Below are 26,773 nucleotides of genomic sequence, written 5' to 3'. Positions count from 1 at the left end.
GTTACTCCTTGAGTGCGCCTGAGGTCAGTCCGCTGACGATTCGTTCCTGTGCGACGATCACGAGGATGACAACGGGGAGGACCCCGACGATGCTCGCGGCCGCCATGAGGTTGAACTGGGTCGTGTACTGGGTCTGGTAGCTGAGAATCCCGCCGACGATCGGCGACCATTTCGCCGCCTCCGGCGAGGTTGCCATGATCGAGCTGAAGAAGTACTCGTTGTAGACGGCGATGAATGTCAGCACGGCCGCGGTCGCCACGCCCGGCGCGGACAGCGGCATGATGACCCGGAACAGCGCGCCCAGTCGTGTCGTTCCTTCGACCCGCGCGGCGTCCTCCAGCCCGTCGGGAATCTGGCCGTAGAACGTCGTCAGGATGAAGATCGACAGCGGCATGAACAGCGCGCTGAACGGCAGCACCATCGACCCTGGCGTGTTCAGCAGCCGTGGTGGGGTAAACAGCGGAATGGACGTGAACGGAACCGTAATCGGCGCGTTACCGGCAAACGCCTGAAACAGCGGGATGACGAACGCGGCCGGCGGGAAGTAGCTGATCGCCAGGATACCGAGCATCAGCAGTGCGCGGCCGGGGAACCGAAGGCGGCCGAACACGTAGCCGGCGAGGCTGGCGACGAACAGCACGATGACCGTCGTCGTGACCGCCAGCGCGAAGCTGTTCAACATGTACAGGTGGAACGGCACCTGTTCGAAGACGGTGACGAACGCACCCGGGTTGAAGCCCTTCGGAACTGGCAGCGGGAACGTCCCGCTGACGCCAAAGAGGTTCACCGTCGGGAGGAAACTGCCCGAGAGCAGGTTTCCTTCGGGAGTCACCGCCAGCACGATGAGCCAGTAGAAGGGGAACAGCGTCGTCACCAGGAAGAAAATCATGGCCACGTAGAACAGCGCCCGGTACACTTTTTCTGGGTCCTGAATGGCGCTCTGGGTCCAGCGCTGTAGCGGTCCGTCGCTCGACTGCTCCTGAGTGTCGGTTGACGTAGCCATGTTAGATCGCGTCCTCCCCTTGCCAGACGATGAGTCCCATCACGACGATGCCGATAATCGCGGCCGTCACGAACGCGATGGCCGCGGACGTCCCCTCGCGGGTGGTGAACGTCGCGACGACCATGCATGACAGCGACGGCACGACGGTACAGCTCGACACCGTATCGATGATGCCGTACACACGCATCGCCTGCACCGACCGGAACAGCACGGCAACGCCGATGGTCGGCAGGATGAGCGGGAACGTGATGAGCTTGAACTGCTGCCATTTCGTCGCGCCGGCGACCTTCGCCACGTCGTACAGGCCCCGGTCGATGCTTTGCAGCCCTGCCAGAATGAGCAGGGCCATGAACGCCGACGTCTTCCAGATATCGGCGACGATGATGATAAACGTCGCACTTGCCGTGTCGTTGAGCGTGTTCGTCGGCGCGAGCAATCCAAGGTCAGCAAGCGGTGGCGTCAGGAACCCGACGTTCGAATTGAACATCAGGAAGAATATCATCCCCTGAATAACGATTGGGACAGCCCACGGAATGATGATGGCCGCGCGAATCCACCGCCGCCCATAGAAGTCCTGGTCAAGGATGAGTGCCTGTCCGAGGCCGATGAGCGTCTCGAACAGTACACTCACGACGGCGAAGATTATCGTGACGACCAGCGCGCTGTTCAGCAATGCACTCGTGCCGACTCCTTCGGGAAGGAATGTCGTTCCGCCCGGCAGGTACCGGTTCTTTTCGCCAGTGAACAGTTCGACGTAGTTCCCAGCGCCGACGAAGGTAGTGCTTGAAAAGTCCGCCGAGAGCGCGAACAGCGACAGCTCGAAGGTGCGCAACAGCGGGTACAGCGCGACGATGCCCAGAAGGACGAACACGGGCACCAACAGCAGATACGCGTACTGCGTGTCGCTGAGGTTCTCCATCCACCGCATCACGCTGACGAGTGCCCCCGAGCGTCTGGATTCACGGCCGGTTTCTGTACTCATTCGGTTACCTCCGTCCGTCGTTTGAATGTGTCATGGTAAATAATCACAGGGGTGGTTTTGTAACGCTTGCCTGTGCCTTCAGGTCTGTTCTGTCGATTCGAGCGAGGACTCGAGTGTCGCCATCGCGTCAGCCGAGGAGGCTTCCTGCCCGACTGCACGGTTCGCTTGTTGTGCGATTTTGCTGGACTGGTCGCTCCAAACGGCCGTCACCGGGCGCGGCATCGTGTTGTTACCAGCGACCTGCAGCGTGTCCATGTACCGGCCAACGACGGGCACGTTCTGGGCCTCGCTGGAGTTGAACAGTTCAGGCCGCGGCGGCAGCCATCCCTGAACAGACAGCAGCGTGAGCTGGAAGTCCGGCTCCATTGCGGCACGAATGACCTGCGTCACGGCGTCTAATTGCTCGCTGTTGGGGTTGACGGTCATGTGCCAACCACCGAGCGCGGCTGTGGAGCCACCCGTGCCGGGCTGTGCTGCCTCGCTCTCGGGCACCGCGTACGGAATCGGCATTGCGCCGAGGTTCTCGCCGAGCGCCGGGTCCTCGGTTTCTTCCGGGTTACGGCCGCCAAGCGCCAGCGAGTAGGGCCAGTTACGGTGGAAGACAGCGTTGCCGTTGACGAACGGCGCGCGAGCGTCTTCCTCCTTCCAGCCGAGGATTTCGGTCGGGGTGAAGCCGCCGCCGTAGCCCTCAAACTGACCGCCGAAGTCCTCGTCGTGGACGAACTTCCGCATCATGTTGAGGGAGTTGATGACCTCTTCGTTGTTCACCGTGATCGGTCGCTCCCCGATCGGGCCAAAGAGGTTGTCGCGGCCGCCGAAGTACGCACCGCCCCACGAGGACATGACCTCGTTGAACGTACAGCAGGAGGTGCCCTCGTAGATATCCCACTGGGTCGTAAAGCCGAAGTCAACGTCGGCGTTGTCGTAGGTGTCCGCGGCGATGTTCGACCACTCCTCCCACGTCATCGGCTCGGTCGCCCAGTTGTTGCTTTCGGGACTGTAGCCGGCCTCCTCGACGAGGTCCTTGCGGTACTGCATCGTCGGGAAGTCCGGGAACACCGGCACACCAAACAGGTTCCCGTTGCTCGGATTTCGTGCCGTGTCCGTAAACGCCGAGAAGTAGTTGTCCGAGACGTCCGAGAGGAGGTCCTCTGGTAGCGTTTCGGAGAGGTTCTGGAGTTGCCCTCGCTGGATGAAGATATTCGTCCAGCCGTTGTCCATCAGGAACATGTCCGGGTTCGTCTCGCCGGCCGAGAGCAGTCGGTTGTAGTTCGACCGGGCCGCACCGGTGTCTTGGTCACGCGGGACGAACTCTATCTCGATGTCGTCCGACAGGCCGTTGTCGTGGAGTGCCTGCTTGATTGCGTCGCCGTTGTTCTGGACGGCCACCGGGTCGAAGCCCCACTGGACCGTCGTGGTCTCGCTGCTGCTCCCGTCACCAGTGGATCCACCGTCACTCCCGTCACCGCTACCGCCGTCGCCGCCGCCGACGAAGTCAGCACAGCCTGCCAGTCCACCGACGACACCTGCTGCTCCGGCAGCACGGACGAACCGTCGCCGGGAGACGCCTGTTGAGTTCCGCTCGCCGCTTGTGCCATTGTCCGACATATCTATTCTGAGCTATCCCGGACACACCTTAAAGGTTGTCCATAATTAACCACAGGTGTTGTTAATTACCGTCGGCAGCCCGGCGATAGTGATACTTTATTGACTATTCGCCACTGTATAAATCTTTCAGTATATATACGCAGGGATAGGTCAAACAGCTGTTTGCCACACAGAAGACCTCAAACGCACAAACTGAGGGAAGGTTTATTCGTCCCGAGAAAATCGCGTCTCGTTACTCGTACTCGACGTTCGTAATCGTAATTTCGGTGGCCTCGACTTCCTCGATGACAGCGCCCCAGCCACCGACCTCGTACGTCCCGTCGTCGGTGACCAGCGACGCACTGATTCGGCCGGCCAGTTGTGCCAGTGGGACCGGGTCCTTCCGTCCGATGCTACTCCCGGTGTAGTCGATGTCGGTAACACGCCCTGTCAGCTCAACCGACTCTTTGGTTTCCGTGTCGTACCCCACGACGACGGCCTCGATGGTCGCCTCCTCGTTTAACAGCGGTTCGATATCCCGGACAGCGTGGCGGAGGTCGACGTACGTCGTCGGGGTTTCCGGCGTCCGCTCGGTGTACAGCGTGTCCCAGATCTCCCACAGGCAGGTCAGGAAGAACCAGTGGAAGACGTAGGTGTGGGTCCGGTCCTTGACGAGGACGCCGTACTCGTTGACCGAGTCGTGGTGTGGGGCAAAGCACGTCCAGGTCCGGTCGACGAGAACGAAAAACGGGGCTGGAATCTCGCGGTTCCGGGCCTCTGTACAGGTGCCTTCGATGTCGGAAAGCGGCGGTACGTCCTCACCAGCACCCGTACAGATGCTGAGTTTGATGTTCACGCCGCGGTCGTGGGCGGCGATGAGTTCCTCACGGACCGCGTAGAACTGCTCCGGGTCTACGCCGACCTGGATCTGGTTTTCGGCCGCTTCGATGAGTTCTCGGGCCCGGCTGACGACCGTCTCGAACCGCTTGACGATACTGACCTCGTGGTCGGATATCTCGGGCTGGTTCCAGCGTTCCTCGATCGTCTCTGCCGCGTTGAGGTACTTGCTCGACCGGGACCGCAGGTCTTCAAGGACTACATCTGGGTTGCGGGCGCGAGCGGTCAGACTGTCCTGCTGGAACGTCTCGATATACCCTTTCGTTTCCAGGTCCCGGAGCACATCGTAAATCCGCGGGTCCGGAACGTCACAGGAGTCCGCGATGTCGGTCGCCGATGCGGTCCCCAGCCCAAGCAACGCCACGTAGGCCTCCGCCTGATACGGAGAGAGACCGGCATCTTCGAGGACATCGGTTAGTTCGCTGTCGTCCATGTGTGTACAGGGAAACTGAGAACGCAGTTAACGTGCATGGTTATCCATCGAGATCATCGGTCAGTCCTTGCCCTCGACCGGCCACTGTGGCTGTTTCGGAGCCTCGATTCGGGCACACTCCTCGTCGGTTAGGTCGACGTCAAGTGCACCGACGTTCTCCTCCAAGTGGTCCATCGTCCGCGGCCCGATGATCGGTGCGTCAACAACGTCCTGATGACAAAGCCACGCCAGGCTGACCTGTGCCGGCGTTGCGTCCTTTTCGTCAGCAATCGACTGCACCTCGTCGAGAACAGCCCAGTTTTCGTCGCTGAACCGGTTTGCTGTGTACTCGTCCGTACTCGCCCGCCCCTCGGAGAGGTCGTCGTCGCGGTCGTACTTCCCGGCGAGGAAGCCGCCGGCCAGCGGCGACCACGGAATGACACCGACCCCCTCCATCTCGCAGACGGGTAGGAGGTTCGCCTCCTCGTGCCGGTCGACAGCGTTGTACTCCGGTTGCATCGAGACGAACCGCTCGTACCCCTCGATATCTGCGGTGTACAGCGCCTTCTGGAACTGCCAGTTTGCCATCGTGCTCGCGCCGATGTAGCGGACCAGCCCCTCGTCGACGAGATACGTCAGCGCGTCCAGCGTCTCCTCGATTGACGTATCCTCGTCCCACCGGTGGATCTGGTAGAGGTCGAGATAGTCGACGCCGAGGCGGTCCAGCGTGGCGTGACACTGGTCGATGATGTGTTTCTTCGAGAGTCCGCTCCCGTTCGGTCCGTCGTGCATATCGAAGTACACCTTCGATGCCAGGACCAGTTCGCCGCGGCGAGCGGAGTCGACGGCCTCGCCAAGAATCCGCTCGCTCTCGCCGTTCGAGTAGGCGTTGGCTGTATCGAAGAAGTTGATACCCAGATCGAGCGCCCGTTCGAGTATCCGACGGCTCTCGGCCTCGTCGTTTAGCATCCAGGGCTCCGCGCTCCCGAAGTTCATCGTTCCGAGACAGAGTTCAGACACGTCGAGCCCTGTCGACCCGAGCGTGGTGTATGTCACCGGCGAGTCGCTCATGACACTTTGTACCACAGCTGTTGTTAAAGAATTTTGGGACTGCATACCGTTGTCCGAACATGAACCGAGAGTCCGCACCGCAGGAATCTGACCCGATGGAAGTACTTGAAACCCTCAGCGACGAGTCCTACACCGGAGCGAACAGATGCTGGCCGTGTACGGTCTTGAACCTGGGGCTTGTCGGGCTTCTGGCACTGTTCTTGCGTGCACGCAAACGCTCGTTACTGAGTCTACTGGTTGCTGTTGTTGGCGTCGCGGTGGTCTATCTCCGGGGGTATCTGGTTCCGTACACGCCTGAATTTGCCCCGCGGCTGGTGGCGATATCACCGGTCCCGGACGAGTGGTTTCACGGGGAGTCCGCACACGACGCGGCAACGCAGGAAGCCATGGCCCACGAGGAGCGTGACTCGCTGGCCGAGGATGTGGAGTTGGACGGCGAAACCATCCTCCGGGAACTCTCGGCAGCGGGCGTCATCGAACTCAAGGGCGAACGGCTGTTTCCTGAAGCGAGCGTCGACACTGCCTGGCACGACCGAATGGACGAACTGGCAGCGGAATCACTCGACAGTCTCTCGACAACACTGCAGGCGTCGCTGGGGCAGGTCGGGCACGCGGAGCCGTACGTCGACGACGCGGAGTGGGTCGTGCTCGGTTCCGAGCACAAACAGCTCCTTCCCCGTCCAGTCGTCGTCGCCGAACTCGCAGCATACGAGGTCCTCGGCGAGCGTCTCGACGACGAACGGCTCAGAATCGCCGGTGCGAAGGCCTTCCGGATGTTTCTCGATAGTTGCCCGGTCTGTGGCTCCGAACTGGTCGAGTCGTCGTCGGTGTCGTGCTGTGGCGGCCATCTGGGCCCACGTCAGGACCCCGACGAGACGCTCGTCTGTCCGACCTGCGAGCAGCGACTCTACACCTTTGAACTGGACGACAACTGAACCAGACACACTGAACGGCCGAACCGGTGTCAGGTCTGGTGTTCGAGACGCTATTCGGGTTCGACCCAGAGAGAGACGATGGACGGCAAAGGGCGGGAGAATCCCGCCTGACCGCTGGTGCGTGCGGTCCCGCGGACAACCATGCTGCGTGGCAGACAGTTGGCGTCGGCCGGGTGGGGCTGGTGGGGAACGATGCTGACCGAACAGCGGTCTCACATAGTCCCGGATAGCAGGGGGAATGTACCCAGCCGCTAGAATTGTACAACTGGTGTTGTAAATAGATTTTGATGGCTGAAGAACACTGCCTATTAAATCCTCGCACACGGAGATGATGGTATGAAGAATATCGACGACCTCGTCGACAGCGCGTCCGACCTGGCACAGCGTGGCCTCTCTAAGGGCGAAATCGCTGACGAGCTTAACGTCTCCCGCGAGACGGCGAGTTGGCTTGTCGAACGTAGCGGCACCGGCACGGAACCGGATACGAGCGACGACGGCGGTCCCCACGATATCCACGTCGACTGGTCTGCTGTCGGTCGGGACAGCAACCGACTGTACCACGTGGGCGCGGCGATGGCGGACCTGCTCTCGAAGAAAGGCGACGATGTGGACCTTACCATCGGCATCGAGAAGGCCGGCGCGCCGCTTGCGACGACCGTTGCGCGGGAACTGGAAACCGACCTCGGGACGTACGCCCCGACCAAACACCAGTGGGACGACGACGAGAGCGAGACCAGCGATGGCTCGTTCTCCCGGAACTTCGCGCAGATCCGGAACCGAGACTGCTACGTCGTCGACGACACTATTACGAGCGGCAAGACGATGGGCGAAACCATCGACGCGATCCACGAACAGGGCGGCAATCCCGTGGCCTGCGTCGTGCTGGCTGACAAACGCGGCATCGGCGACATCCGCGGCGTCCCGGTGTACTCCCTGCTGCAGGTCATCCGAGTCGGTAGCGACGGCGACTCGTAACGGCCCCAACGGACCGTTCTGAACCCGCGTTTCGCCGGATGGCCACCGGATTACCTGAATCGGCGTGGCCGCCCGAGAGACTATCCTTTTATTTGTGCCGTGCGTAATCCGCGGTATGACTGTACTGTCGTTCGACGAACAGGGTGTCGATGTCGTCTACGAGGGGACGGAGTTCCGCCTCGAAAAGGCCCTCATCGAGGATGCCATCCAGAAGTCGTATCCGAACGTGACCGACCACGAGGTGCTGCAGATGGTCGAGCCGGAACCGGCGCTGTCGGGCGAACCCCAGCGTATCGCCGAAATCGTGAATTGACGCAATAGTTCCGTTGAAGGCTATAATTCCGTTGTAAGAAGGAATTCCCGTAGAAAACCAATATCCCGTTTGTAGGCGTTCAAAGCGTCGAATATTCGCTAATTAAGCACCCGAGCAGTAGGCATTTAAGCCGTCAGCGCACACTGGGAGGTAATGTCAGACCCACGTATCGCCGGGGCCAGCGTGACACAGTTCGGGAAACACCCCGAACGGACCGGCCGAGACCTGTTCGCCGAGGCCGGACTCGAAGCGCTATCGGAGGCCGGAATCGACCCGGAAGACGCTGAGGCGCTCTATTACGGCAACTTCATGGGAGAACTCGCGGAACATCAGGGCCATCAGGGACCGCTGATGGCCGAGGCTATCGGGCTGGACGTTCCGGCGACCCGTGTCGAAGCGGCCTGTGCATCCGCCGGCACAGCCGTTCGTGAAGCCGTCAAGACGATCCGGAATGGCGAGGCGGAGGTCGTCGTCGTCGGCGGCGCGGAACGGATGACCAATATCGGGACCGCAGCGGCGACAGACGCGCTCGCTATCGCCGCCGACGACCTCTACGAGGTCCGTGCCGGGATGACTTTCCCGGGGGCCTACGCGCTGATGGCCCGGTCGTACTTCGACCAGTACGGCGGCTCCCACGAGGACCTCGCTCATATCGCCGTCAAGAACCACGAGCACGCGCTGGTCAACGAACACGCCCAGATTCAGAAGGAGATCACGGTCGAGGACGCTATCGACGCCCCGACGATTGCGTCCCCGCTCGGCCTCTATGACTCCTGTCCGATTACTGACGGGGCCGCGGCCGCTGTCCTGACCACGGAGTCCTACGCCGAGGAACACGACCTAGACGCCCCAGTCGCCATCACCGGGACCGGCCAGGGCGGCGACAACCTCGCATTGCAGGACCGCCCGCATCTGGCACAGACACCCGCCGCCGACAAGGCTGCGGAGGAGGCTTACGGGGACGCCGGCGTCGGTCCCGACGATGTTGATTTCGCTGAGGTCCACGACTGTTTCACTATCGCGGAAGTGTTCGCAATCGAATCGCTTGGCTTCTACGAGCGCGGCGAGGGCATCGCCGCGGCGCGCAACGGCGAGACGACCCGCGACGGCGACCGCCCAATAAATCTCTCGGGCGGGCTGAAGGCCAAGGGTCACCCGGTCGGCGCGACCGGTGTTGCCCAGTTAGCGACGGTCGCCTGGCTCCTCGACGGGTCACACCCGCGGGCCGACGCCGTGCCGGACAGCACCGTCGGGGTCGCACACAACGCGGGCGGCACAGTCGCGTCTACGACCGTCCACGTCATGGAGGTGCAAGAATGACTGAATCCGCACAAGACGGCGAGTACGACGCGTGGCTCGACAGCATCGAATCGGGCGACGGGTACTACCTCGAATGCTCGAACGGCCACGGCTGGCTCCCGCCTCGTCGGGTGTGCCCGCGCTGTCACGACCAGGACCTCTCGGCGGTCGACCTGCCGGAGTCCGGTGAAATCGCGAGCCACACGACGATTACGGTCCCGACGCCGCAGTTCGAGGACGACGCGCCCTACGTCACTGCCATCGCTGATTTCGGACCGGTATCGGTCACGGGCCTCGTCCGTGACGTGGACCCGGACGACGTTGCCATCGACGACGTGGTCGGCATCGATGTCGGCGAACGCGTGACAACCGGCGAGAGAGCGGTCGTGTTCCGACCGCGCTAGGGCTCAGTTTTCGACTGTTACCGAAGTCACTCTGTCCCGGACCACATCGACGAACTCACCGGGGTGTTCGACGTGGGGCAGGAGCAGCGAGTCACCGAACACGACGAGCATCGCATCTGCCTGCTCGGCCATGTCGCGACCCTTCGACAGCGGCGTGATGTCGGCGTCCTCGCCCCAGACCATCGTCACGGGCACGTCGAGGCTGGCCAGTACTTCGCCGAGGTCGTCTTCCGGGTCGAGGAAGCCGGAGACGAACGACGCCGGCGCGAAGCGCGCACCGGGCTGGTGGCCACTCTGCCACTCGTAGTCGACGACATCCTCGGTGAGGTTGTCCATGTCGTAGTAGCCGTGGTCGGCGTGGAAGTGCCGGATGGAGGCTTTCGAGACAGTGAGATTGTAGATTCCCTCGCCGATGACGGGCGCGCGAAGCAGCGAGCGGAGCCAGACAGTGCGGTTGCCCATCGAGGTGTCCGTCGGGCAGATGAGAACGAGTTCCTCGACGTTGACCTCCTGTGCCGCGCTGGCGGCGTAGGCCCCGGTCAGTGATGACGCGACGACGGTCGCGTCGGCCGTGTTGTCCTGGATAAAGTCCCGCACGAACGCCGTGTACAGCGACGCCGAGTACAGCAGCGGTGGCCGGTCCGTGTGCCCGAAGCCCGGCAGGTCCGGTGCGATGACGTGGTAGTCCTCTGCGAGGGTGTCAAACACCGTATGGAACTCGTGACTACTGGCAGCGGCATTGATGCCGTGGAACAGCACGAGGTCCGGGTCCGACGGGTCGCCGGCTTCAGTGTACGCGATATCGAACCCACGCCAGCGGTACGTCCCCTGTTCCCCGTCGAGCATCGGTTCGAACGCGCCGGCCCGCGACTGTAGCACGCGGTTGGCAGCGGCTGTCGCGCCGACCGCACCAACGACCGCACCGAGCGCCTTGCGGAGTTTCATACTGATGACTTGGGACCCGGAGTATGTTATACATGCTGGAAGATCGTCAGATAGCTGTCGCTATCGGTCCGGGCAGACATGGTTCCGCGAACGCAACAGTCCCGAAGTTAGTTCCCGTCGCGCCGCTCGTCGAGACACTCTCGGAGCGGTTCGAGCACCTCGTCGACAACCGTGTACGGGTCAGTATGGCGCTCGATGACGGCGTCGACGTACTGCTCGATGCCGCCGCGGCGGTCAAGTTCGTCGACCAGTAGTTCGTTGGCATCCTCCCGAAGGAGAGTTCGAATCTCGGCGGCGAAACGCTCCCGGGCTTGCCCCTCTCGACGGCCGGTTCGGTCCAGATACGCGCCGTGGTTGGCAAGCGCGTCTAAGAAATCCTCGACGCCCTCGCCCCGATTGGCGACTGTCTCCACGATAGGGGGATTCCACGTCTCCGACTCGTCCGCCTCATCATCGGCGGCATCGGTGGACGCATCGCCATGGTCGCCGGCGAGTTCAGTCGCGCCGTGATGGCCGGAGTCCGGGCGTCCGCTCTGTCCCTGTAACATCTCCCGGAGTTGCTGGACGGTCCGGTCGGCCCCATCGAGGTCGGCCTTGTTGACCACGAACACGTCACCGATTTCGAGGATGCCGGCCTTGAGCATCTGGACGTCGTCGCCGCTGCCCGGCGGCACGAGCACGGCGACGGTATCGGCGGTGCGGACGATGTCGACTTCGTTTTGCCCTGCGCCGACCGTCTCAACGATGATCTTGTCCTTGCCGAACGCGTCCAGCGCGGTCACGGCGTCGGTCGTCGCCGTCGACAGCCCACCGAGGGAGCCACGAGCAGACATCGACCGGAAGAACATATCCATATCGCCAGCGTTCGAGGCCATCCGTATCCGGTCGCCGAGCACCGCGCCGCCGGAGAACGGCGAGGATGGGTCAATAGCGATGACGCCGACGGTCTGTCCCTGCTCACGGTAGGTCGCTGCGACCTTATCGACCAGCGTGGACTTGCCCGCGCCGGGGCTGCCGGTGACGCCGATAACGTCGGCTGTGCCGGTGTGCTGATGGAGGTCGGAAATTATCTCTCGGTACCCCGACGAACGGTTCTCTATCAGTGTGATGACTCTGGCGAGGGCGCTGTGCTTGCCCGCAAGCAGGTCAGCGACGAGGTCGCTCATCGCTCGGGCGCGTTCTCGTGGATGTAGTCGATCATCTCCTCCATGGACGCGCCCGGGCCGAATATCTCGTCGACGCCCTGCCCGCGGAGTTCCTCCTGATCGTCATCCGGGACGATGCCGCCGACGAGGATGAGCCGGTCATCGAACGCGTCATACTCTCTTAGCCCGTCGAGAATCTTTGGGACCAGCGTGTTGTGCGCCCCGGAGAGAATGGAGATGCCGACGACATCTACGTCCTCTTGCACAGCGGCCTGCACGACTTCGTCGGGCGCTCGATGGAGCCCTGAGTAAATCACTTCAAAGCCAGCGTCACGGAGCGCCCGCGCGATGACGTGTGCGCCCCGGTCGTGTCCGTCGAGTCCGACTTTCGCCACCAGACACCTGATGGTCCGTTCCGTCTGCTCCTGCTCGACACTCATGCCAGTACGTACCGCGCGGTGTGTTTTCATTCTTGCCCTATCCATCATGATCTATTTTTATTACGAGCGGACTTCGAAGCGTGAGTTATGTGAACAGCAACCATTGCCTCGCTCGCGAGAAGTGCGGGCGTCCCGACTGGCGAGGTTCACGTCGGCTGTGGCTCACAGAGGCCGGCCTGGCGTGAGTGGAGCAGTCAACGACAGGCGCACAGGCCGCAAGTGAACTATCCCAGAGAACGACAATTCTAAGTTCGCTGCTAGCGGCGTTTCCACCAGTGCGAACAGTCGCCGTCATCCCCGCGTACAACGAGTCGAGCACCATCGGGTCGGTGATCGACGGAACGAGCCGCTACGTCGACGAGGTCGTCGTCGTCGATGACGGCTCGTCGGACGACACCGCGGCCATCGCCCGGGAGCACGGCGCACACGTCGTTACACACGTGTTCAACACCGGTGTCGGCGGGGCCGTCAGGACGGGCTATCAGTACGCAATTCGGCACGACTACGACTTCGTCGTGCAGGTCGACGCCGACGGCCAGCACGACCCGGAGAAGATTCCGACCCTCCTTGACCACGCCGAGGACGCGGACATGGTCATCGGCAGCCGCTACCTGAACGAGAGCATCGACGACTACCCGCTTATCAGGCGGCTGGGAATCACCTTCTTTACGACCGTCGTGCGGAAGCTGGGCGGCATCGACATTACCGACGTAACGAGCGGTTTCCGCGTCTACCGCGTGTCGGCGCTGCAGGATATCCTCCACCGCTCGGACAACCACTGGGCAGTCGAACAGACGCTCGATGCGGCCCAGCGCGGCCAGCGGATCGAAGAAGTATCGATAGCGATGCCGATCCGGGATGAGGGCGAGTCACAGTTCAGCCTCGACACGCTCGTGCTCTACCCGCTCCGGATGACTGACACGGTGTTTCGCGTCCTCCTCTTTCGCTAACTATGGTCTTTGGATTCGACTACTCACTGGTTAACCTCTTGTCGCTGGTCGTCGGGCTGGCGTTCCTCGCGAACGGGTTTATTATCGTCAGGAGCGAACGCGAGTCGCTGGAGTTGTTCGTGATGTCGCTGCTGCTCGGCACGGGGCTCATCGTCGTTGCTATCGTCCCCAACGTGTTCGAGGTCGTGGCGCGGCTACTGGGCCTGGAGTGGAAAGCCCGCGCTATCCTCGTCATCTCGAACCTGACGCTGTTTGTGGCGGTGACGTACCTGCTCAACCGCATCGGGCACATGTACGACCGGCTGTCGCGGCTGAACGAGGAGTTGAGCCTTCTCCGGAGCGAACTTGAGGAACACCAGCTACAGACCGAGGACAAGCAGGATGAGTAACCGCGCGGTGCTGTCGATAGATTTCGAGCTGTTTACCCAGACACCGGCCTACCGGAGCGCGTCGGGGACGACCGACCGCGACGGCGTCGGCCTCGACGGCGGTCGATTTTTCAGGGACACGCTCGCAAAGTACGACGCGACATCGACCGCGTTCGTGGTCTCCTCGGTTGCCGAGTCCCATCCCGACGCCGTGCGGGCGCTTGCTGACGCGGGTCTGGAAATCGCCTCGCATACGCACACCCATCAGTTGCTCTCGGATCTCGACAGCGACGGGCAACGAAGGGAGTTGTCCCAGTCGAAGGACGGACTGGAGCGAGTCACCAACAAGCAGGTCTCCGGGTTCCGCGCGCCCGCCTTCGACATCACCGACGACCACTTCGACCTGCTTTCCGATACCGGCTACACGTACGACTCGAGCGTGGTCTCCAGCCGGTCGATTCCGGGGTGGTACGGCGGCGAATACGATATCCACGAGCCGGTTCCAGCGACGGCGGTCCGCCCGGACGCACCGGACAGCATTACCGAGTTCCCGGCAAGCGTCATGCCCGGCCTGCAGTTGCCCCTCACCGGGACCTGGCTCCGGTTTTTCGGCCCGCGATACACGATTCTGGGCATGAAACTGCTGGCCCGCCGGGGTATCACACCGATGCTGTACGTCCATCCCTGGGAACTGGTCGACCTGCCAGCTGTCGAAGGGGTGCCGACGCGGGTGTACGTCAGGACCGGCGACTGGATGCGCCGGGCCGTCGAGCGGATTCTCCAACAAGACTTCGAGTTCACGACCGTGCGGACAGTTCTGGAGGACGGTGAAGCGGCCGCGACGCAGCTACAGAGGGGCGAGACACCGTGACGAGTCGGGCTCGTGATCTGGGGATCACGGTCGCCCAGTACGGTATCGCCGTCGTTGCGCTTTCGTGGCTGCTCACGCAGTTCGACATCGCGAGCGCAATCGGCCTGCTCGCCAGCGTCGAAACCGAAACGGCGCTCGCGGTCGTCGCCGTCAGCGTTCTCGGTATCTGTGGCCGGGCCTACTCGTGGCACGCGGTAATCACCCCGCTCGCACCGGTCCAGTTCCGGACCGCCGCCGGGACGACGCTCATCGTGAACTTCGTCAATCAGTTGCTCCCGTCGCGGCTCTCGGGACGGCTGGCTGCGCCGTTCGTCCTCCGGAGCCAGACTGGAATGGCCTACAGCGACGCCGCCGCGGCGTCGGCGCTTCACACCGGCATCTTTGCGATATACTACGGCGTCGCGGCGACCGCAGGGCTCGTTCTAGCGATTCCACTGCTCCGGCTCGAACTCCTCCTGCTGTTAGCGCTTGCGACGAGCCTCTACTTCGCGGCCGGCCTCGCCATACTGTTCGGAGGCCTCAATCTCTCCTATCTGGACCGGCTCATCGGCTGGCTGTCCGGGGTCGCGGTCCGGGTTCCACGCTTCGGTGAGGGACTCGCGGCACGGCTCGACGGCCTGCTTGAGTTCACCGACAGTTCGACAACGACGTTTCGGTCGCTCGCGAGCGAGCCGGCAGTGTGGCTCCGCTACGCGGTCGGCTGGGCCGTCGACCTCGTGCTCGCACCCGGTGTCCGCGTCGGCCTGCTGCTGGGGAGTTTCGGCGTCGCGTTCGAACCGCTGGTCGCGTTGCCGCTGTATCTCTTGGTCGCGTACACCGTGACGCTCCTGCCGCTGACGCCCGGCGGCATCGGCATCACCGAGGCCACGGCGACGGCGGTGTTCGTCGCGCTGGGTATTCCAGCGGAGGTCATCATCCCCATCATCTTCGTCGACCGGTTCCTCAGTATTTACCTGCCGTCACTCGCAGGCTGGTATCCTTCTGTCCGGCTCGATGTCGCGTCACTGACGACGGAGTAGCCGGCCCCCAGGATACATCAAAGCGGACTCAGAACGGCGGATGACGGCTCGTATCGCACTCGCCATCGCGTTCCAGAATGAGGGTGTACTGATTTGCCGCGAGTTCCTGCTCGTCGGCGAACTGGTCCGTGTGCGGGACGACGCCGAGCCGGAGCAGGTCGGTGAACGAGCCGGGGGTCGGTCGCTGGGGCACGAAGTTCGGTGGCCGCTCCCCGAACTCCGCGACGATTCGGTAGTTGGACTCCTCGTTCAGGAGGTTCCGGAGATAGACGGCCTGTGCGTCACCGTTGCGGTAGTAGGTATCCTCCTTGAGGTACAGGAGGTCCCGATACCCGACCTGAATGTATCGCGGGCACGCCATCGCTTCCTCCGCCTCCGAGTCTTGGCCGGCGACGTGTCTTGCGGTCAGCGAGTGCGGGACGGCAGTGTCCTGAATATGGACGCGATACGTCTCCACCACGTCGCCATCCTCGCTGTTCTTTTCGAGCCACGCTGTCGCTTCGTCCCGGGGCATCGACGCGAACTGGGCCGTCCCGATACCGGCGTAGACGGCCGTTGTTACCAACAGAACCGCCATCACCGGTCGTGCCAGAGACGACGAGCGTTCGCGGAGCTCCACCAGTCGCCCCCCGACGAGTAAGGCGATGAGCGGGAACGTCGGTATGAGGTGGTGCACCCGGAAGTCGTGCCACTGGGAGAACATCGCGATGTAGGCCGTCAGGCCGGTCAGAATGAGGACGGTCCCGTGAAATGCAGAACCGCGGTCACGAATGGTTGCAACAGTCGCCACGACGCTGGCGGCGGCCGCGGTAACCAGCGGCAGTCCCAGCGCGCTGAAGTAGCCCCGCAGGAACCACCACCACATCGGGGCGTCGGGACCCGTTGGGTGGCTCATCCGCGAGGTCGAGCCGCCGAACACCCGCTCGATGAACGGCTCGGGCCCCGCCACGAGGGCGGTTGGAAATCCGAGTACAATCATGGCGAACCCGAACAGAGCGCCGCTCAGGAGGAGCTTCGGCCGGTACAGCGTCTCCGTCAGCGGTGCGTCGGCGGCGTGAGCCCGGAGCAGGAAGGCGACGCCGATGAGAAGGATGACCGGCGCGGCCGTCAGTTTGAACGCGATGGCGACACCACCGGCCGCGCTCGCCGCCAGAAACAGCGTTCCGTCGTCGGTCTGGACGTACCTGACCAGCAGGTACAGCGCGAGGAGGACGAACACCAGCGCCGGCATATCCTCGCCGGCCTCCTTCGAGATTGTGAGAAAGCCGAAAGTCAGCGAGAGCACGACGGCCGAGAGCCGGCCGGCGTTGCGCCCCTCGATTGCGACACCGAGGCGATAGGTGAGGTAGACAGCACAGAGCGCAGCGACGACGTTTGTCAGGCGGATGGAGACGAGACTCCAGGTCCATATCCACTCGGGCGTGGCGGCCCAGACCTCGTAGTGGCCGAACTCCCAGCTGGGGAAGGCAATCGTGGTGAACGCGTCTAGATCCCCGGTGAGAGCCGCGACGAGCACGACGGGGAGGATGGCCAGCGCATAGAGATATAGCGTCGCGCCGAAGGGGGCCCGGCCCCACTCGATACCGGCTTTGAGCCCCTCGAAGCTCGGTTCTTCGAGAACCGATCCGTAGACGACCATGGCGTCGAGCAACCGACTGTACTCGTCACGAGTCGCAAAGTTCGGAATGCGATGCCAGAACCAGAACCCGACCATAACAGTCGACAGCAGGAGCACGTAGCGGAGATAGGGGTCGTCCCGGAAGTCCGACCGTACCTGTTCGACAGCACGTCGGGACAGTGACCGCCAGCCACTCATCGTGTCACCGCTCCGGGGTGTGAGTTGAAAAGACTGCCCTTCTCAGAAGTAATCGGCATCGAACTCCCGGCGGAGGATGTAGTGGTTCGCGTACCCGCGGACATACTTCGCAAATAGCGAGAGATATCCCTCGTCTGCCTCTCTGCGGGCCGACGTAGCGACACAGGAGTCAGCGTCGTAGACGATTCGGCCGTAGTCTTTCATCCGCAGTGAGAGTTCCGTGTCCTCCATGAACGGAATGTCTTCGTCGAAGCCGCCCGCGGCTTCGAAGGCGTCGGCCCGGAAGCTACAGTTGAAGCCCGGTTGCTGGACGAAGCCCAGCGGCCAGGACACCCGATACCAGTAGTCCGACAGCAGTTTGAACAACACGCGGTGTTTGAGACTGTCTTCGAGTGGCCGTGCGGGCCCGCCAACGCCGATCACCTCGTCGTCAGCGTAGTGCCTGAGATGCAGGCGAACCCAGTCCTCGGGGACCACCGTATCGGCATCGGTGAACAGCAGAATCGGGGCTGTTGCGGCCGCGGCTCCGCGGTTTCTGGCGATTCCCGCCCCGCCCTCGTCGCACCGGACGACGGTGTCGACGAAAGGGGTGTCGCGGGCCACCTGCTCCGTGCCGTCGTCGCCGCCGACTACGACGACCAGTTCGACGGGCTGTGACTCGAAGGGAGCCAGACAGCGGGCCAGCGACTCCGCCTCGTTGTAGGCCGGGACGATAACTGCGGCGTCCATCTGAGAGGCAGGTACAGTGTACAGACAGAAATAGCAAGCGATGCGACGGCCTGTCCGCAGCTTCAGGCAGTCACGAACGCCGCGCGAGGGCGGTCCCCGCAAGGACAGCGACGAGTGCGATACCAGCGAGCGTCCCGAACAGCGCCGTCGCGTTCGCGAAGGCCAGAATCGACCCAGCGAGACCACCGCCGAGCGCGCCGACCCCGAACACGCCAAGATACGTGAAGCCGTACGACAGGCCTCGCGTTCCGGCGGGCGTGTGCTCCGCGACGGCGGCCTGATACATCGGCTGGACGACGAACAGCGCGACACCCAGCAGCGCACCCAGCACCGCTAACGGACCGAAGCCCATCGCCGACACCGGAACGAACAGCACCGCAAGGACAGCAAGCACCAGGAACGAGCCGGCGATACCGTATTCGACGGGAATCCGGTCGCTCAGTTTGCCGCCAGCGTACTGGCCGAGGACGCCGATGAGCAACAGGCCGGCATAAAAGTAGTCCTGTGGCTTGAGCGTCTGGCCCGTCCCGACCTCGATACCGAGCGCCGACAGGACGCCGGGAGGCAACAGCGTCTCTATCGGGATGGGCTCGAAGCCCGGCAGGCCTCGCAGGAGTTCCGGAAGGAACGTGAGGACGCCGCGGTAGTACAGCCCCGAGCACATGACGACGACGAACACCAGCAAGAAGCTCCCGGTCAACAGGTGCTTGCTCTCTGTGAGAAATTCCCCGAGCGAATCGATACCGCTGCTGGCTTTCGACCCGCCGTCAGTCGCCGTCGTCACCGCCGCCGTCTCGTCGAAACTCGCCTGTGAGGCGTAGACGGCGGCGAGCAACGCCGGAACGCCAAGGACGAGCGCGACGGTCCGCCACTCGGCGACCAGCAGGAGAACTGCGGCGACGAGCGGGCCGAGGCCGATTCCGAGGTTGCCGGCGACGCCGTGATAGGCCAGTCCGGTCCCACGTTGTTCGACACCTTTGCTGATGAGCGAGAGCCCGGCTGGGTGGTAGACGCTGGCCGAGAGGCCCCAGAGGACAAGCGCCAGCGCGATGACGACCATACTCGGGGCAAGGCCAAGCAGGATGTACGAGCCGCCCATGCCGAGCAGACAGCCCGTGATGAGGCGACGGGAGCCGATACGGTCAACGACGATACCGCCCGGGAGCGCACCAGCCCCGAACAGGCCGTAGCCCAGCGTCACGATGACGCCGACGGTGGCCGTCGTCACGTTGAACTGGGCGATACCAAGATTGATGAGGTCGAATTCGGTGAGCCAGATGACGACAAATATCGGGACTGCCATCTCGTAGGTGTGGACGAGTCCGTGTGCGAGCATGACCAGTGCGGTGATCGCTCGGTCGTTCGCGTTCACAGTGTGGTTCGTGTCGGCCGCCGGCAAGTGTGTGACGGTTTCGCGCATTCACGCGTGCGCCTTTTCGACCCCTCCCAAAAGCAGGGGTGGGTTTTTATGTCCGAACAGTATAGGCGGCAAGTGTGAGCAAGATCAAGGTGTCACTCCCGGACCAGGTGGACTCGGACATCCAGCGACTCGTCGAACAGGGCGAGTTCCTCAACCGCGACCAAGCCGTGGAAGACCTCCTAAAGCGAGGGATTTCGGCCTACAATACCACGACGGAAGAGACCGAGACGCTTGATGAAGAGATTTTCGACCAGACGGCCTCCGAACAGCAGGACCCGGCAATGCAGGACGATTTCCTCTAATCGCGGTTCTGTGAGAGTCGGCTGTCGTCTTCGGCTGCCCGTTGTCCGGAGCCGTTGTCTTCCTGCCGCTGTTGTTTCATTTTTGCGCCGGGTTTCGGACCTCTGTCGACTGACTCGTACGGCGTTTCCGCGATACTCTCCGGGATGATGTACCACGCGAGGCCACCGCCAACGACGGTTCCGCCAACAAACATTCCAGCAACAATTAGCAGTTCCGCACCGCCGTACAACGTCACAAGCCCCATCGAGACGCCGATGAGAAGCGCGAATCCGACTTGTGTGTATCTGAGAAATCGTTTCCGGTCGGCGTCCGTCATCGAGGGACCGACCATTAGCGACCCCCGGTACAGACTGGGAGTGTTCGGTTGACCATCAGTAGAAGCCCCGCTCTACGTCTTCTTCGATAACGTCCTCGAACTCCGCGTCGAGTAGTTCCTCCGCTTCTTCGAACGTCTCAGTGAGTTCGCTCATCTGGTCTGGTCGGTCGTGGTGGTCGAACTCCATCGGCCCGTAGGCCGGGGAGTCCATCGCGTCCATCATGTCCTCCAGCAGCGCTTGCGGTGACGTCGGTGCGTCCGCATGCGTTTCGAGGACCGTTTCGAGGTTCTTGGCCTTCTCTTTGGCGTCGTCCTCGTCTTCCGGCCCCTGCTGGACGCCGAAAATGCCGGACCCGTCGTCTGGAAACAGCGGGTCGATGTCATCGTCGATACGGCGTGCCACTTGCGACCCGACGCCCTGTACCTCGAAGGGGTTCTTTGCGTAGGTTTTGAGTTGATAGACACCGGCGTCAGGGTGACCGAAGTAGATGTCCTCGCCGATTCCGTTCGCGCGGTCGCCCCCGACGGCACGCCAGTCCCCCGGATTGGCATTGCTCTCCATCACGTCTTCGAGAATGTCCTGCCAGTCACGAACGCGCATTGTCAGTTTCTTGTTCGGACTGGGTCAGAATGAACCCATCGGTCCCGACTGCTGCCAGGGGCGAAGAAATGTCGGATATACTGGCTTGGCTGCCCTGACGACTGTGGCCACTGTCGAGAACCATACCGGGGATTGATTATCTTTCACGTTAGTTTCCATGATAACAGCTCGGGGTGTCGCAGTACGGGCGTACGTTACGAGGGGCGACAAGTGGGTACAGCATCCGATACTGACCATGGCGGCGTTGACTGGCGGCAGTTACTACTGGTAAGTCTTTGCCTCGTTGGGCTAATCGTCGCTGCGTTTCTGGCCCCACCACCGGTCACCGAGAGCGGGGTCGACAGCAGTGGGGGCAGTGACGGGAGCCCCGGGTCTGAACCACTGACGCAGACGCCAGCCGACACACGAGAACAGCGTCGCGACGGTGGCGGGAGCAGCAACGTCACAGGCGACACAGAGCCGATTCCGATTTCCGGCGAGACTGCCCCGCCCACTGAAGACGGCTGTGGTGTCCTCATTGAATCGACGCCAAAAGCCGGGCATCCCCTCACAGTCCTGGTGTATCAGGATCTGGAACCAGCGGGCGCGACCCGTGTCTGGTTCAATGACCGGTATGTCGGTCGGACTGACCAGAGTGGGCAGGTGACCGGACAGGTGCCCTACCAGCGCGAACTGAACGTAACGGTCGAATCGCCGGGAACAGAGCCCTGTCAGTTCTACCGTCGACCGTACGAGGGAGCGGACACCGAAACGGCTGACCGCCTCGCGAAAGGCGATATATGGCCATCTGGCGCGGGTGATTCGACAGCCACACGCCAGCAGACAGCGGCCGACAACGACACCGGTCAGTACCGTGTCGCCGGGAGCGTCAACGTGACACTGCTTGGCGAACCGTATCCCGGGTCGACTGTCCCGCTCGTTGCAACGGTCGACGGCGTCCCGGTACGAAACGCGACTGTGAGCCACGACGGCGATATCGTCGGCCGAACTGACACCACCGGCCAGTCTCAACTAACAGTCCCAGATACCGATACTACTGCGGTAACCGTGTCCCGCGGCGAGTTCGAGGGCACCGCACGCGTCGATGTGCTGAACTTACACGTTCGCGTCATGCCAGCGAAGACCCTCCCAGTCCCGGGTGATAGCGCCGCAGTCAACGCCACGAGAAACGGAGAGGCAGTCACGAACGCGACTGTGACGCTCGGGGACCAGCGCCGGGGGACGACTGGCGCTGACGGCACCGTTGCTGTCTCACTCCCGGCAAACCCCTCGCTTACCGTTACAGCGGCAACAGACAGACAGACAGCGAGAACAACGCTCTGGGACGCGTACATCGGGACCGTCGTAGTGAGTTCAGTGCTGCTGGTGACAACTGTGGTGACTATCGCTATCGCCGCACTGCTGTACACCCCCAGGGTCGCACGCGGCATCGGTGTTCTCTGGGCGCTCTTCGATTCGCTGTTTTTCATCGGCGTGCTCTGGGAACGCGACGGACTGGCCATCGCGCTCGCAGTCGTGGGCGTCGCCGCGCTGTACCACTATCGGGCGGATGCGCTCTCCGGCGGGCAGGCGGTCGCGCATGCAGTCAAGAACGGCAGTGAAGCCGTTGCTGGCTACGTCGCCCGGGTCGTTCAGTTGAGTCGGCGAACAGCACTCTGGCTCGTTGGCCGTATCGAAGCCATGCTGAGCATTGGCCGACGACTGGCTATCCATCTGGCCGCATGGCTCGCGTCGCTGCCGCTGACGGTGACAGGACGGTCCCGTCGCTTCCAACAGTGGCTCCGGTCGGCCGGGTATCGAGCCATTACTGTGGCCAGGGCTGAAACCACGCCGCGGCGGATTGTAACGCTCGGATTCTCGTGCGTCGTCGTGATACTGAGCTATGTTCGCTGGGGCACGACCGGTGCCGCCGTGGCTGTGGCTGGAGTGGGGCTGGGTGCGGTCAGTGTCTACACCTCTGGCCGGACCGACGATACGGACCGCCCAACTGCGGCATCTAGCTCCGGACCGAGCGAGTCGGTTACTGACTCGTCGGACGGCGACGAGTCTGCTCTTCCGTCGCTCCGGGACATCTGGCGTGCGTTCGCCAGGCACGTCGTCCCCGGACACTGGCGGACGCGGACGCCCGGCGAGGTGTCCCGGGCCGCAATCGACAGCGGCCTCCCGAGGGCACCCGTCGAAGCACTGACAGAGGCGTTCCGAGACGTCGAATACGGCGGCCAGTCGAGTGACAGTCGCCGTGAACAGGCCCGTAACGCGTACGATGCGCTGGTGAGCGCGAGCGACGAGCAGGAGGACACAGAATGAATCGTCGTCACGTCGGGCTGGGAATCGCCGTGCTGTGTGGCCTGCTACTTGTGGCTGCCGGCGCGGTTATCGGGCTGATAGGGACGCCAGAACCGGCGGCGTCCGGACCGGGTGCGGCGGGTGTCCTCGTCCTCCTCGTCTGCGTGCTCGTAGCCTTCTGGAAGCTTTTGCGGACGCCCGACGACCCCGCGATATCACCGTCACCGTGGGCTGCTGACGACGGGTTCACCAGAGAATATCTGGAGACGACGCCGACAGATGACGCTGTCTCCGGAACCGACCTCGCAGAACGCGTGGAGGCGGCGGTTGCGCAGGCCCGCGACGACGGGTCAGTCGACGGGAGCGTCGGTCCTGTTCGGGAACCACTTCGGGCGACGCTCACGGAGGCACTGGTCCAGGGCGGCCACGACCCCGACTCGGTGAAAGCACAGTTAGCCGCGGGGAGCTGGACGGACGACCCGGTTGCCGCCGCGGTACTGGACGAATCCGTCGCGCCGCCGGACCGGCCGTTTCGCGCTCGCCTCCGGGCCTGGCTGTTTCCAGAAAAGGCCGTCCGAAAGCGGTGCGCGCGGGCAATGGCGGCAGTCAGTGTCGCGGCTGACGACGCGTTGCCGACGGTTGTCGGCCAGCGAGCGCCGCGTCCGGTGCCAGTCGTCGCCCCAGCAGTCGCCGACCTGCAGCGGGCCATCGACGGGTCGATTCCCAAGCGAGAAGACATCGAGGCCAGCGAAAACGGCACGTCTGAAGATGCCCGCGTCGACAGGGACGGAACTGCCGCAGACGGCGAGACCAGCAGTGAATCGGAAACTGACGGGACGACGCTGGTCAACGATGACGGAACGGATGCCACAGCCACCAACGGGGCCGACTGGGGCGATGTAACGGAGGGGAGAGACTGATGGGGCGACGGGCCACGCGGTGGCGCGGCGCAATCGTTGCCGCGCTGGCACTCGCCGGAGCGGGCATCTGGGAGGGAAACGGGACACTGCTGCTGGCCGCGACGCTCCCGCTCTCGTATCTGGCCTACGGAGTCCTGTCGACCGCTGCTGTCCCGGCAGCACTCGTCGTGTCGCGGGCGGTCGACCCGACGCCAGCGCCCCCGGGGCACCCGGTGACAGTCCAGTTGACGGTGACAAACAGCGGCCAGCAGACACTGTCGGACGTCCGGGTCGTCGACGGCGTTCCGACTGACCTCGCAGTGCTGGATGGGTCGCCACGCGGTGGCGAGACGCTTGCGGCCGGCGAATCAGTCACGCTCGAGTACACGCTCATCGCCCGCCGAGGCGAACACGACTTCGGCGAGCCGCGGCTCCGCGTCCGGGGGACGGGTGCCGGCGAAGTCGCGACGGCGACACGACACCCCGAGGGCGATGACAGGCTGGTGTGTCAGTTGGACGCGAGAGCGCCGCCGCTGTCCGACCGAGGGACCGACCGCGTGGGCCAACTCACGACCGACGCCCCCGGCGATGGCTTCACGTTTCATTCGACGCGGGAGTATCAGCACGGTGACCCGGCCGGCCGTATCGACTGGCGCGGCTACGCGAAGCGCGGCGAGCTGTCGACGGTCAACTACGAGCAGTGGGTGTCGACGACGGTCGTGTTCGTCGTCGATGCCCGTTCACCAGCGCGGGTGACCGCCGGCCCCGGTCGCCCGACAGCGGTCGAACTCGGCGCGTACGCGACCACGCAGGCACTGACATCGCTGCTGGATGCCGGCCACGAGGTCGGGCTGGCAATCGTCGGCATCGACGGCGACGGGCCAGCGGGACTGACGTGGCTCCAGCCAGGCGACGGACCCAATCAGCGGTCGCTAGCTGTCGAACAGCTACGGGCCGCTGCCGATGCTGCCGAGAGCGACCCGGCTGGTGGGCCAGCAGACGAGGCCGACACACAGCGACAGTTCCGGAAGGTGATGGAGATGGCCGGACCCCGCTGCCAGCTGGTGCTCGTATCGCCGCTGCTCGACGACGCGCCAGTCACTGCGATGGCGTCGTGGGCGGCGTTCGATTGCCAGCGAACCGTGCTCTCGACGGACGTAACCGCGGCGAGCACCGTCAGTGGACAGTACGAGCACGTCCGCCGTCGGACCCGTCTGGCGCGGTGTCAGGCGTCCGGGGCCCGGACGATAGACTGGCGACGTGGGACACCGCTGCCGCTCATCCTCGATTACGCCTTCGCCGTCGCAGCGCGCCAGCCGAGTGGCAGCGCCCAGCTAGGAGGCGGAGCGTAAATGATTGGCGGGCCGCGACTCGACACACCATCGGCCGTCGGCGAGGAGGGGCGGCCGCGGGCGACCAGTCTGACTATCGCCGCGCTCATCATCGCCGCGTTCGCCCTGACGACAGGCGTTCTCTCTGGCGACCCGAAACTGTTCAGCGGTATCGCACTCCTCGCCGGCATTGCCGTGGCGGGGCTGACCCTGCTGGACCGAGACGGGCTGGGACCGACGGTCATTGGCCACCTCTGTTTCCTGCCGGCAGCGACTGGCCTCATTGCCTCGGTCGGGCAGGTGGCAGTCGCCCCGCTTCTCGCGCTCGGTGTCGCCGTCGCAATGGTTGGCGTCGCGGCTGCCTGGACCAACGTGCTCGACAGAGAGACAGTGTCAGCGGCGACAGTGAGCAGCGTCGTTTCGTATCTGTTCACAGTGGCGGGCCTCGTCGTGGGCACTGTCGTCCTCGCGCTCGCGTGGTTTAGCTGGGAACTGGTGAGCGCTGTCGCCGGTGGGACATCGCCGATTGCCGCCACGGTCTGTCTCGGTGTCCTCGGTGTCGCCGCATCGGGCTGCCTGTATTTTGCCGTGGCACAGCTTCCACTCGTGCAGTTGACAGCGCGGAGCCGCCGCGACGCGATAGCTACCAGACTGAAACGGGGGACTCGGGCGCTCAAACTGGTCGCAATCGGTTCAGCGGCGTTCACTGTAGTCGTGCCGCTGGCGCTGCTGTTGACGCCGTTTGGTCAGCTTGTCGCGTCCCCACCGTTCAGTCTCGGTATCCGAGTGCTGTCGTCGTGGGTCGTTCTTGCGCCGCTTCTGGCAGTCACAGTCGGCGCGCTGGTTGCTGGTAGCGGTGCGATTGTCATCCGAAAGTTCACGACTGAGTTCAACGCCGCCTCGGTGCGGACTGTCGGAGCCGCCATCGCGGCAGTTGGCTATCTGGTGTTGCTAGCCCTGTTCCTCCTGCGGACTGGCATCTTCGGGTTCGGCTCGTTCATAACTGTGTTCTTCGGCGCACTCCTCCTCCCGTTGCTCGTGTATCTGGTGCTCGTGCTCGTCAACGGGGCACTCACATTTGGCCTGTTGCCAGCGCGTGCCGGCCCCGCAGCACTGACCGCTTCAGGACTTATCTGTGCGAGCATCGGGGCGGCACAGGCCGACCTTCCCACGCTACTGGTGTTTGCTGGTGTCATCAGCGGCCTCGTCGCCTGGGACGTTGGTACATTCGGCCTCGGACTGACAGCAGAGCTGGGCCATCGTCCGGAAACACGACGGCTGGAGCTGTATCACAGCGTGTTCGCCGTCGGCGTCGGGCTGCTCGGTATCGCCGCCGTCGGCATCGTCGATGCAGCGCGCCATGCCGTCGGTTCCGCAATCGGGTCGCCTGAGACAATGGCACTCGCCGCAATCGGTGTGTTACTGCTGCTTGCCCCGCTTCGTGGCTAAGGGACTG

At 63.4% G+C, this 26,773-nt stretch carries 27 protein-coding genes; 14 read left to right on the top strand and 13 right to left on the bottom strand.

Annotated elements, in window-relative coordinates; all coding sequences use genetic code 11:
• Position 1 precedes the first annotated feature (1 nt).
• The 5 genes from G9463_RS01700 to G9463_RS01680 form a co-directional block, all read right to left on the bottom strand.
• Positions 2-1,003 (bottom strand): carbohydrate ABC transporter permease, encoded by a 1,002-nt coding sequence (locus G9463_RS01700; protein ID WP_004961287.1) that lies wholly within the window; start codon positions 1,001-1,003, stop codon positions 2-4.
• A gap of 1 nt (position 1,004) precedes the next feature.
• Entirely contained in the window at positions 1,005-1,985 is a 981-nt protein-coding gene (locus tag G9463_RS01695) for a carbohydrate ABC transporter permease (RefSeq protein ID WP_007190355.1), read from the bottom strand.
• 78 nt (positions 1,986-2,063) lie between these two features.
• Positions 2,064-3,593 carry an extracellular solute-binding protein gene (locus G9463_RS01690; protein WP_165895800.1) on the bottom strand — a complete coding sequence of 510 codons (1,530 nt, stop codon included), beginning with the start codon at positions 3,591-3,593 and terminating at the stop codon, positions 2,064-2,066.
• A 232-nt stretch (positions 3,594-3,825) separates the two neighbouring features.
• On the bottom strand, positions 3,826-4,902 hold the full coding sequence (locus tag G9463_RS01685; protein WP_127013176.1) for a TrmB family transcriptional regulator: 1,077 nt from the start codon (positions 4,900-4,902) through the stop codon (positions 3,826-3,828).
• A 60-nt stretch (positions 4,903-4,962) separates the two neighbouring features.
• The gene (locus G9463_RS01680) at positions 4,963-5,952 is read right to left on the bottom strand and encodes an aldo/keto reductase (RefSeq protein ID WP_121303093.1); all 990 of its coding nucleotides are present in this window, start codon (positions 5,950-5,952) and stop codon (positions 4,963-4,965) included.
• Between the two features lie 59 nt (positions 5,953-6,011).
• On the opposite strand from G9463_RS01680, the gene G9463_RS01675 reads away from it, so the two are divergent.
• From G9463_RS01675 to G9463_RS01655, 5 genes are all read left to right on the top strand, one after another.
• On the top strand, positions 6,012-6,887 hold the full coding sequence (locus G9463_RS01675) for a hypothetical protein (RefSeq protein WP_165895799.1): 876 nt from the start codon (positions 6,012-6,014) through the stop codon (positions 6,885-6,887).
• A gap of 336 nt (positions 6,888-7,223) precedes the next feature.
• Entirely contained in the window at positions 7,224-7,862 is a 639-nt protein-coding gene (gene gfcR / locus G9463_RS01670; protein WP_165895798.1) for a transcriptional regulator GfcR, read from the top strand.
• Between the two features lie 115 nt (positions 7,863-7,977).
• On the top strand, positions 7,978-8,175 hold the full coding sequence (locus tag G9463_RS01665) for a DUF5800 family protein (protein WP_004518030.1): 198 nt from the start codon (positions 7,978-7,980) through the stop codon (positions 8,173-8,175).
• 153 nt (positions 8,176-8,328) lie between these two features.
• Positions 8,329-9,495, top strand: a complete 1,167-nt coding sequence (locus G9463_RS01660) for a thiolase domain-containing protein (protein ID WP_011223320.1) — start codon at positions 8,329-8,331, stop codon at positions 9,493-9,495.
• Positions 9,492-9,878, top strand: coding sequence for a Zn-ribbon domain-containing OB-fold protein (locus tag G9463_RS01655; protein WP_004961272.1), 387 nt, complete (start codon positions 9,492-9,494; stop codon positions 9,876-9,878). The genes G9463_RS01660 and G9463_RS01655 overlap by 4 nt, the downstream gene beginning before the upstream one ends.
• A 3-nt stretch (positions 9,879-9,881) precedes the next feature.
• Here the strand turns inward: G9463_RS01655 and G9463_RS01650 are convergent, their stop codons facing one another.
• The 3 genes from G9463_RS01650 to G9463_RS01640 all read right to left on the bottom strand — a co-directional run bounded on the left by G9463_RS01650 (position 9,882) and on the right by G9463_RS01640 (position 12,408).
• A complete protein-coding gene (locus tag G9463_RS01650; protein ID WP_165895797.1) occupies positions 9,882-10,823 on the bottom strand; it encodes an alpha/beta fold hydrolase in 942 nt (313 codons plus the stop codon).
• 107 nt (positions 10,824-10,930) lie between these two features.
• Entirely contained in the window at positions 10,931-11,989 is a 1,059-nt protein-coding gene (gene meaB, locus G9463_RS01645) for a methylmalonyl Co-A mutase-associated GTPase MeaB (RefSeq protein WP_007190348.1), read from the bottom strand.
• The gene (locus G9463_RS01640; RefSeq protein ID WP_004961266.1) at positions 11,986-12,408 is read right to left on the bottom strand and encodes a cobalamin B12-binding domain-containing protein; all 423 of its coding nucleotides are present in this window, start codon (positions 12,406-12,408) and stop codon (positions 11,986-11,988) included. Before G9463_RS01640 ends, meaB begins: the two co-directional genes overlap by 4 nt.
• A gap of 275 nt (positions 12,409-12,683) precedes the next feature.
• Here G9463_RS01640 and G9463_RS01635 point away from each other — a divergent pair, with 275 nt between their 5' ends.
• Genes G9463_RS01635 through G9463_RS01620 form a run of 4 tightly spaced genes read left to right on the top strand, consistent with a single transcriptional unit; the run spans position 12,684 to position 15,616 of the window.
• Positions 12,684-13,358, top strand: a complete 675-nt coding sequence (locus G9463_RS01635) for a glycosyltransferase family 2 protein (RefSeq protein WP_007190347.1) — start codon at positions 12,684-12,686, stop codon at positions 13,356-13,358.
• 2 nt (positions 13,359-13,360) lie between these two features.
• The gene (locus tag G9463_RS01630; protein ID WP_004961262.1) at positions 13,361-13,747 is read left to right on the top strand and encodes a DUF2304 domain-containing protein; all 387 of its coding nucleotides are present in this window, start codon (positions 13,361-13,363) and stop codon (positions 13,745-13,747) included.
• On the top strand, positions 13,740-14,597 hold the full coding sequence (locus G9463_RS01625) for a polysaccharide deacetylase family protein (RefSeq protein WP_165895796.1): 858 nt from the start codon (positions 13,740-13,742) through the stop codon (positions 14,595-14,597). Before G9463_RS01630 ends, G9463_RS01625 begins: the two co-directional genes overlap by 8 nt.
• Positions 14,594-15,616 carry a lysylphosphatidylglycerol synthase transmembrane domain-containing protein gene (locus G9463_RS01620; protein ID WP_165895795.1) on the top strand — a complete coding sequence of 341 codons (1,023 nt, stop codon included), beginning with the start codon at positions 14,594-14,596 and terminating at the stop codon, positions 15,614-15,616. Before G9463_RS01625 ends, G9463_RS01620 begins: the two co-directional genes overlap by 4 nt.
• A 28-nt stretch (positions 15,617-15,644) precedes the next feature.
• Here G9463_RS01620 and G9463_RS01615 read toward each other — a convergent pair whose 3' ends face one another.
• From G9463_RS01615 to G9463_RS01605, 3 genes are all read right to left on the bottom strand, one after another.
• Positions 15,645-17,432, bottom strand: coding sequence for a glycosyltransferase family 39 protein (locus G9463_RS01615; protein WP_165895794.1), 1,788 nt, complete (start codon positions 17,430-17,432; stop codon positions 15,645-15,647).
• Between the two features lie 42 nt (positions 17,433-17,474).
• Positions 17,475-18,161 carry a glycosyltransferase gene (locus G9463_RS01610; protein WP_121303100.1) on the bottom strand — a complete coding sequence of 229 codons (687 nt, stop codon included), beginning with the start codon at positions 18,159-18,161 and terminating at the stop codon, positions 17,475-17,477.
• A 70-nt stretch (positions 18,162-18,231) separates the two neighbouring features.
• A complete protein-coding gene (locus G9463_RS01605) occupies positions 18,232-19,581 on the bottom strand; it encodes an MFS transporter (RefSeq protein ID WP_165895793.1) in 1,350 nt (449 codons plus the stop codon).
• A 74-nt stretch (positions 19,582-19,655) separates the two neighbouring features.
• Between G9463_RS01605 and G9463_RS01600 the strand changes: the two genes are divergently transcribed.
• On the top strand, positions 19,656-19,883 hold the full coding sequence (locus tag G9463_RS01600) for a ribbon-helix-helix domain-containing protein (RefSeq protein ID WP_004518043.1): 228 nt from the start codon (positions 19,656-19,658) through the stop codon (positions 19,881-19,883).
• On the opposite strand, the gene G9463_RS01595 is transcribed toward G9463_RS01600, so the two are convergent.
• Positions 19,880-20,215, bottom strand: coding sequence for a hypothetical protein (locus G9463_RS01595; protein ID WP_004961249.1), 336 nt, complete (start codon positions 20,213-20,215; stop codon positions 19,880-19,882). The two genes, G9463_RS01600 and G9463_RS01595, sit on opposite strands and share 4 nt — an antisense overlap.
• Before the next feature lie 40 nt (positions 20,216-20,255).
• Positions 20,256-20,801: a hypothetical protein gene (locus G9463_RS01590; protein ID WP_011223331.1), complete on the bottom strand. Its 546-nt coding sequence runs from the start codon at positions 20,799-20,801 to the stop codon at positions 20,256-20,258.
• 210 nt (positions 20,802-21,011) lie between these two features.
• On the opposite strand from G9463_RS01590, the gene G9463_RS01585 reads away from it, so the two are divergent.
• Genes G9463_RS01585 through G9463_RS01570 form a run of 4 tightly spaced genes read left to right on the top strand, consistent with a single transcriptional unit; the run spans position 21,012 to position 26,766 of the window.
• Positions 21,012-23,108: a DUF4129 domain-containing protein gene (locus tag G9463_RS01585; RefSeq protein ID WP_165895792.1), complete on the top strand. Its 2,097-nt coding sequence runs from the start codon at positions 21,012-21,014 to the stop codon at positions 23,106-23,108.
• On the top strand, positions 23,105-24,007 hold the full coding sequence (locus G9463_RS01580) for a hypothetical protein (RefSeq protein ID WP_165895791.1): 903 nt from the start codon (positions 23,105-23,107) through the stop codon (positions 24,005-24,007). Before G9463_RS01585 ends, G9463_RS01580 begins: the two co-directional genes overlap by 4 nt.
• Positions 24,007-25,338, top strand: a complete 1,332-nt coding sequence (locus G9463_RS01575; protein ID WP_165895790.1) for a DUF58 domain-containing protein — start codon at positions 24,007-24,009, stop codon at positions 25,336-25,338. The genes G9463_RS01580 and G9463_RS01575 overlap by 1 nt, the downstream gene beginning before the upstream one ends.
• The gene (locus G9463_RS01570; protein ID WP_165895789.1) at positions 25,339-26,766 is read left to right on the top strand and encodes a glycosyl transferase; all 1,428 of its coding nucleotides are present in this window, start codon (positions 25,339-25,341) and stop codon (positions 26,764-26,766) included.
• Positions 26,767-26,773: the final 7 nt, after the last annotated feature.

It is taken from the genome of Haloarcula sp. JP-Z28 (genome assembly GCF_011440255.1).
Taxonomy (GTDB): domain Archaea; phylum Halobacteriota; class Halobacteria; order Halobacteriales; family Haloarculaceae; genus Haloarcula; species Haloarcula marismortui.
The sequence above is the reverse complement of the archived record's forward strand: the minus strand, read 5'-3'. Positions and strand labels throughout refer to the sequence as shown.